We start from the raw sequence: 6,608 nt of genomic DNA, 5'->3' as shown, positions 1-6,608 counted from the left end.
GCTTTGGGTATCTCCACGATGGCTTTCAACTTGAACGGTTTCAACTTCAACCAATCGATTATCGACTCTCAAGGTCGCGTTATCAATACTTGGGCTGATGTGATCAACCGCGCTAACTTGGGTATGGAAGTAATGCACGAGCGCAACGCTCACAACTTCCCGCTTGACTTGGCTGCTGGTGAAACAACTCCAGTAGCAATGGTTGCTCCTTCTATCAACGGCTAAGTTTTAGCTTTTGATTGATAAAAAGCGCTCCTAGAAATAGGGGCGCTTTTTGTTTGGGGAAAATTTTTTTTAGAAACCTGCTTCTATCCCTTAAATCCCTTAAATCCGTTACCCCCTTACCTCCCTTACATCCATTCGTGGCTTTCCTTCTTCCTTTTTACTTCTTTTTTCTTCCTTTATTCTTTAATTTTTTATGATTACTATAGAACATAGCCACTAGGCCGATCGAGATACTGTGACATACTCCACGGGCGAAATCTTATATGATGGTCTAGGATTCCAATAGTCGGATTCAGGATATGTTGGGCTTGCTATAAAGTGTTCGCTAGCAGCAATGCAATTGTGTCAATTCCAGAATCTAACCATAGACAAATGTAGCTGATCGGGAGTCGCTCCTCACCGTCCCAAGCGCTCTATCTGTAAGGAGAATTTGTATTATGAAAGATGGACAAGAAGTACGCCGCGTCTCCACAGCCGTCATTGCTGGTGTTTGCGGGTTGGCTTTACTGGCGGGAGGGGGCATTGCCTGGTGGACCGCGAACCGTTCGCCAACCCCCGCAGGTACGCAGTCTTCTGCTCAAACTACCGCTCCGCCGCTGTCCCCAAGCCCTGCGGAATCTCCTGCTGTAGTTATCCCCGTACCCCCTCCAAATCCTGTACAAGTGCCACAGGTTCAGACGCCACAGGTTCAGACGCCACAGGTTCAGACACCTCAAGCTCAGACGCCGCAGGCTCTAGTCCCAAAGTCGCCGCAGCCAAAGCCTTTGCCGCAGACGGATGTCCAGACAGTGCAAGTCTACTGGGTTAAAGATGCCAGCGGTAAATTTGAGGGAGTTCCTACGAAAGTAGCTGTCAAACAAGCTGACCAGCCTGATGCAGCTTTACAAGCTGCTTTTAACAGTTTGTTGGCCGGGCCGAAGGATGGAACTGTTTCTAGCGAAATTCCTAAGGGGACAAAACTCAGGGGTTTGAGTGTTAAGAATGACGGAGTTTATGTCGATTTGTCAGCCGAATTTACTTCGGGGGGAGGGAGCAATTCGATGACTGGCCGGTTAGGGCAAGTTATCTATACCGCTACGAGTTTAAAACCGAATACCAAGGTTTGGATTTCGGTGGAAGGGAAGCCTTTAGAACTTTTAGGCGGCGAAGGTTTGGAGGTGGCTCAGCCGAGTACCCGCCAAAGTTTTGACAAAAATTTTCCCCTTTAGTAATTATGAGTCATTAGTTACAAGCCATTAGTCATCGGTCTGAAGGCCGATCGTAGGAATTGATAACTGATGACTCATGACTGAGGACTGAGAACTGGCAACTAATTTTCAGTGCTTCGTAGTTAGGCTAAATGCCCGAAAGTGTAGGGCTTGCTGTTCGATCCTGCTGGCAAGCCGATCGCACACCATATTACACAGCTCAAAAATTAACTCGTCCTGCACCTTATAATAAGCTGAAGTTCCTTCACTCCGGCGAGTGAGGATACCAGCTTGGAGCATGAGTTTTAGGTGCTTAGAAACATTGGCTTGACTCGTTTGAGTAGCTTCCACCAATTCTTGCACGCATTTTTCGCCGTCGCGAAGCAAGTTCAAAATTCGTAAACGCATGGGTTCGCTCAAAATGCTGAAATACTCAGCAACTTGTTGCACAACCTCTTGCGGGACAGGCTGGGATGACTTCATCAAACTCACCGGAGAGAAGTGATCGGGAAATATTAGCATTTATTCTGTCCATAACAATAAAGTAATCCTTCAATCCGGATTAATTCGCATCAACACTTGACCGTATTCGACAGGTTCGCCATTTTGAACTAAAATTTCCATCACTTGACCGGAGACTTCATCCGCATCGATCTCGTTCATCAGCTTCATCGCTTCGATAATACAGACTGTCTGATTGACCTTGATGCGATCGCCCACATTGACAAAAGGCGGCTCGTCAGGAGCAGCAGCGCGATAAAAGGTTCCTACCATCGGCGAGATAATTGGCACCCATTTCGTATCGACAGAAGCAGGTACGGCAGCAGGTACGGCGACAGGGGCGACGGGTACAGGGGCAGCCAGATCCGCTGCTAAATTTTGGTCAACAGCAGCAGGTGACGCTAATGTGGGGCTAGCAACAGCGGCCAACGCGCTCGGAGTGACAGTCGCCACGGCAGCAGGGAGCGCAGCAGAGGTGCCTGCTGAACTTGCCACAATGCCTTTGCGTACTGTCAGTTCAATATCCCCACTTTTTAAGGTCAGTTCCGAAATGCCAGTTTTGTCTAATACAGTTAGCAGGTCACAAAGCTGGTTTAAGTCTAGTTGCACAGCAGATTCAAGGGTAATTGAGAATTGAAAATTGAAAATTGAAAATTGAAAATTCCGAATCAGGCGAAGCTAGGAGCATCAACGACTTTGGAGGCAAAAGGGAGAGTTTTTAAGCTGTGAGCGATGAGTATTGAATTTGGACTTCTTTAACTCATAACTCAAAACTAAAAACTAAAAACTCCCTTTTCCTCCCTCGTTTCTACTCTCGGCCGAGGTACTTGTCTTCACGAGTATCAATCCGAATCCGTTCTCCAATGGAAATAAATAGAGGCACCATAATCTGAGCGCCAGTGGAGAGGATGGCGGGTTTGCTGCCACCAGTGGCAGTATCTCCTTTGACTCCGGGATCGGTTTGTATCACTTCCAAGACAACAGAGTTGGGCAGTTCCACTTCCATGATTTGGTCGTTCCAGCGCAGGATGCTGACTTCCATACCTTCAGTGAGGTACTTGACACGATCGCCTATTTGCTTAGCACTGAGCCGACTTTCCTCGTAAGTTTCCATATCCATAAAGACGAGCTCGTCGCCCTCTTTATAGGTATGTTGCATCACGCTCTTTTCCAGGTTGGCTTGAGGCATTGTCTCGCCCGCCCGGAAGGTTTGTTCTACTACGTTTCCGGTTTGGACGTTTTTTAATTTTGTCCGCACGAAAGCCGAGCCTTTTCCTGGCTTGACGTGGAGGAATTCGATAACCCGCCACACGCCGTTATTCCATTCAATTGAAACACCTGGTCGAAAGTCGTTACTGGAGATCATATAAATTTTTGCGGGCAATCCCGTCGCCTTGCGGGCACGGGGGAACTACAGTCAGGTTAAAGCCGCAGTCTAGCTGACGGCATCAAAAAGCAATTGGCATTTTATTTTACCGTTCAAAGGGAGCAAGTGCTGTACGGAAATGTTAATGGCAGGGGGCAAGGCGCTGTTGTTAGTGGGTAACTGCCTCCCGGGCCGAAGGAACAGACACTTTAGATGGGTAGCAGCTTAGAGGGCGGGCAGCGCTGTGGGAAGATAATAGAGGCAATAAAAGTTAAAGTTATGTTGCATTGGCCTAATTTCTCGATCGATACGTGCAAGCGCTGGGTCAAAACCGTCGCTTTAGCGCTCTTGCTGTTCACTCTCTCCCTGAGTTTCAGTGCAGTCTCCCATGCCAAACGGCCCAGCAGCAGTATGCCTGCAGGGAATGCGATTACGGACGGGCGGGCGCTGCTGCGCTTCGCTTTACCTATTGACAATCAGACTGTGCGAGAGTTGCAAATTAGTCTCGAAGACATTGGCAACCACATACGGTCTAAACGTTGGGGGCCGATTAGCAGCGATGTCAGCAAGGCTTCCAGGATTCTCAACCTTCGGGAATCTGACCTTTTAGAGAGTATTCCCGACACCAAAAAGCCGGAAGCTGAAACTCTAGTTGCTGCAGTCAAGAACGGAATTGCTCAACTGGAAAAGGCTGTTGAGGCTAAAGACAAGGAAAAAGTGATTGACTTGAAAGGCACAATCCTGGCTTCGGTAGGCGAAATCGAAGAGTTGATGGTGACAAAGTTTCCTTTTGAAGTGCCGGCCAAGTATGCTAATCTGCCTCAACTGAAAGGGCGCGCTACTGTGGCTGTACAAACTGAAAAAGGGGAAATTACTGTTGTGGTTGACGGCTACAGCGCCCCGGTTACGGCTGGTAATTTTGTCGATTTGGTCGATCGAGGTTTTTATGACGGTTTGCCGTTTATTCGATCCGAAGAATCCTACGTTTTGCAAACCGGAGACCCCGAAGGCAAGGAAGAGGGTTTTATTGACCCAGCTACTGGCAAATACCGGAATGTGCCGCTAGAAGTGCTCGTCAGGGACGAAAAAGAACCTATTTACGGGATTACTCTAGAAGATGCGGGCCGTTATCGCGACGAGCCTGTTTTGCCTTTTTCTGCTTTCGGTACTGTGGCAATGGCCCGTACAGAAACTGAGCCTGATAGCGCTTCTTCTCAGTTTTTCTTTTTCTTGTTTGAGCCTGAACTCACGCCCGCCGGTCTGAATTTGTTGGACGGGCGATATGCTGTTTTTGGTTACATGATTGAAGGAAAAGAAGTTTTGGAGCAACTGAAGCAGGGAGACAAGATTGTATCTGCTAAGGTAGTTAAAGGAATCGAAAATTTGGTGCGACCTCAAGTTTAATTAATGACGGCGATTGAAATCGCTGCTTGTCAAAAGTGACGGCGATTGAAATCGCTTTTACACAAACAAAGCCCGCCTGTGCGGGCTGAAAAAATCAATAGTGACTGCGATTGAAATCGTTTCTGGATGGTGAAGGAGATTGAAATCGCTTCTGCACAGATACATCCCGTCTCAGCGGGCTGGAAGAAGAGATAATTTTTATAGTTTCGTTATTGAAATTAGGAATTAAATCGAGAATATGGCTATTTTACAATTTTTATTGGTAATAGGTTTGGGCGGATTTACAGGATTGTTGATTGTAAAAAATGTGAATGAAAGCAAGCAAAAGCAGCGTTTGGATGAGGCTTTTTATGAGTTGTTGGAAACTCAAAACAGTCAAATTTCGTTGATTCAACTGGCTGCTAATGCTAGAGTTGAGGCAGAAGTTGCCCAGCAGTATTTAACTCGGCAAGTTAAAATTTTTTCGGCGGTTTTAGAGGTAGATGATGAAGGGGATACTTTTTATAGGTTTCCTAGGTTGCGCTTGCCGCCGAGTTCGGGTAAGGAATGGTGAAGTGAGAAAGTGCGATCGACTAATTCCCAATTATGAAAGTTAAAGAGATCGGAGAACAAGGCCTTTTAAGAATATTGCAAAAATTCTGCCCCGCAGAGATAGTTGGTGATGATTGCGCTGTCATGGCTACAACTCCCAACCAATCTCTTGCTATCACTACAGATATGTTGGTGGATGGAGTGCATTTTAGCGATCGCAGTACGGGGCCTTATTACGCAGGATGGCGCGCCGCAGCAGCGAATTTGTCGGATCTCGCGGCTATGGGAGCAAAGCCTCTGGCGGTGACTGTAGCCCTCGCTGTGGCGGCGGATACGGCTGTGGAGTGGGTGGAAGAGTTTTATCGGGGGATGACGGCTTGCTTGCAAGAATATCATACGCCGATCGTCGGTGGCGATGTTGTGCGATCGCCCGTGGTGACGGTGGCGATTACTGCTTTCGGACAAGTTGAGTGCGATCGTACCATTAGTCGGTCAAATGCGCGATCGGGCTGGGCGATTGTCGCTACTGGGGTTCACGGAGCCTCCCGCGCGGGCTTAGAATTGCTGTTAAATCCAGAATTCGGACAAAATCTTACAGAAGTCGATCGGGCTTCTTTAATTCTCGCTCACCAGCGCCCTAAACCGAGACTCGATGTTTTGCCGGTTGTTTGGGAAATATTAGGTTCCGAAGGCGCGATGGAACCCCCCCTCAGTCCCCCCCTTGGTAAGGGGGGGAAGCAAGATTTTAATTCTCCAGGTGCGATGGAACCCCCCCTCAGTCCCCCCCTTGGTAAGGGGGGGAAGCAAGATTTCAATTCTCCCCCCCTTACCAAGGGGGGGCCGGGGGGGGTCAATTATCCCCCCCTTACCAAGGGGGGGCCGGGGGGGGTCAATTATCCCCCCCTTACCAAGGGGGGGCCGGGGGGGGTTCAATCCTCAATTGCAATCGCCGGAATGGACAGCAGCGACGGTTTAGCAGACGCGATTATTCAAATTTGTCGGGCTAGCGGTGTTGGCGCAAAAGTCGATCGCACAAAAATACCAATTCCCAATATTTTCAGCGAAATCATATCAACCGAAAAAGCTTTAGATTGGGCATTATACGGCGGAGAAGACTTCGAGTTAGTGCTGTTTTTGCCGATCGCGAATGCTCAGTTATTGGTAGAACAAATCGGTAATGGTGCTGCGATTGTGGGAATCGCTACGGATAGCACCGATATCTGGTTGACTGATAGCAGCGGCATTTACCCTGATACTCGGTTAAAGCTCGATCGAGGATTTCAACATTTCTAAATTCTCTCTTATCTCTTAGTCGGGGTCCGGCGGACATCGTTTGTATAGACGCGGTTTCAACCGCCGAGTCTCTCTTCCGCTTCCTGTTAAATATTATTAAC

7 protein-coding genes and 1 pseudogene are annotated in these 6,608 nt (G+C 48.1%); 5 read left to right on the top strand and 3 right to left on the bottom strand.

Features of this window, described 5'->3' with window-relative positions; genetic code table 11:
* A pseudogene (locus tag QUA47_RS16770) lies at positions 1-225 on the top strand (photosystem II q(b) protein); the annotation flags it as partial.
* A 437-nt stretch (positions 226-662) separates the two neighbouring features.
* On the top strand, positions 663-1,433 hold the full coding sequence (locus tag QUA47_RS16765; RefSeq protein WP_333407972.1) for a GerMN domain-containing protein: 771 nt from the start codon (positions 663-665) through the stop codon (positions 1,431-1,433).
* A 108-nt stretch (positions 1,434-1,541) separates the two neighbouring features.
* Here the strand turns inward: QUA47_RS16765 and QUA47_RS16760 are convergent, their stop codons facing one another.
* The 3 genes from QUA47_RS16760 to efp form a co-directional block, all read right to left on the bottom strand.
* Positions 1,542-1,934 (bottom strand): ArsR/SmtB family transcription factor, encoded by a 393-nt coding sequence (locus tag QUA47_RS16760; RefSeq protein ID WP_006631662.1) that lies wholly within the window; start codon positions 1,932-1,934, stop codon positions 1,542-1,544.
* A 30-nt stretch (positions 1,935-1,964) separates the two neighbouring features.
* Positions 1,965-2,522: an acetyl-CoA carboxylase biotin carboxyl carrier protein gene (accB, locus tag QUA47_RS16755; protein WP_333431579.1), complete on the bottom strand. Its 558-nt coding sequence runs from the start codon at positions 2,520-2,522 to the stop codon at positions 1,965-1,967.
* Positions 2,523-2,721: 199 nt separating this feature from the next.
* The gene (efp, locus tag QUA47_RS16750; protein WP_190659475.1) at positions 2,722-3,279 is read right to left on the bottom strand and encodes an elongation factor P; all 558 of its coding nucleotides are present in this window, start codon (positions 3,277-3,279) and stop codon (positions 2,722-2,724) included.
* Between the two features lie 279 nt (positions 3,280-3,558).
* Between efp and QUA47_RS16745 the strand changes: the two genes are divergently transcribed.
* The 3 genes from QUA47_RS16745 to thiL all read left to right on the top strand — a co-directional run bounded on the left by QUA47_RS16745 (position 3,559) and on the right by thiL (position 6,507).
* Entirely contained in the window at positions 3,559-4,683 is a 1,125-nt protein-coding gene (locus tag QUA47_RS16745; protein WP_333431578.1) for a peptidylprolyl isomerase, read from the top strand.
* A gap of 238 nt (positions 4,684-4,921) precedes the next feature.
* Positions 4,922-5,236, top strand: coding sequence for a hypothetical protein (locus QUA47_RS16740; RefSeq protein ID WP_333431577.1), 315 nt, complete (start codon positions 4,922-4,924; stop codon positions 5,234-5,236).
* A gap of 32 nt (positions 5,237-5,268) precedes the next feature.
* Positions 5,269-6,507, top strand: a complete 1,239-nt coding sequence (gene thiL / locus QUA47_RS16735) for a thiamine-phosphate kinase (protein ID WP_333431576.1) — start codon at positions 5,269-5,271, stop codon at positions 6,505-6,507.
* The last annotated feature ends 101 nt before the right edge of the window (positions 6,508-6,608 follow it).

Source organism: Microcoleus sp. MON2_D5 (assembly GCF_036701905.1).
In the GTDB taxonomy this organism is placed as follows: domain Bacteria; phylum Cyanobacteriota; class Cyanobacteriia; order Cyanobacteriales; family Microcoleaceae; genus Microcoleus.
This window is presented reverse-complemented; position numbering and strand designations above follow the sequence as displayed.

Coding starts and splice junctions, on each gene's coding strand:
- QUA47_RS16765 (WP_333407972.1), top strand. CDS start 663: ATGAAAGATGGACAAGAAGTACGCCGCGTCTCCACAGCCGTCATTGCT.
- QUA47_RS16760 (WP_006631662.1), bottom strand. CDS start 1,934: ATGCTAATATTTCCCGATCACTTCTCTCCGGTGAGTTTGATGAAGTCA.
- efp (WP_190659475.1), bottom strand. CDS start 3,279: ATGATCTCCAGTAACGACTTTCGACCAGGTGTTTCAATTGAATGGAAT.
- QUA47_RS16745 (WP_333431578.1), top strand. CDS start 3,559: ATGTTGCATTGGCCTAATTTCTCGATCGATACGTGCAAGCGCTGGGTC.
- QUA47_RS16740 (WP_333431577.1), top strand. CDS start 4,922: ATGGCTATTTTACAATTTTTATTGGTAATAGGTTTGGGCGGATTTACA.
- thiL (WP_333431576.1), top strand. CDS start 5,269: ATGAAAGTTAAAGAGATCGGAGAACAAGGCCTTTTAAGAATATTGCAA.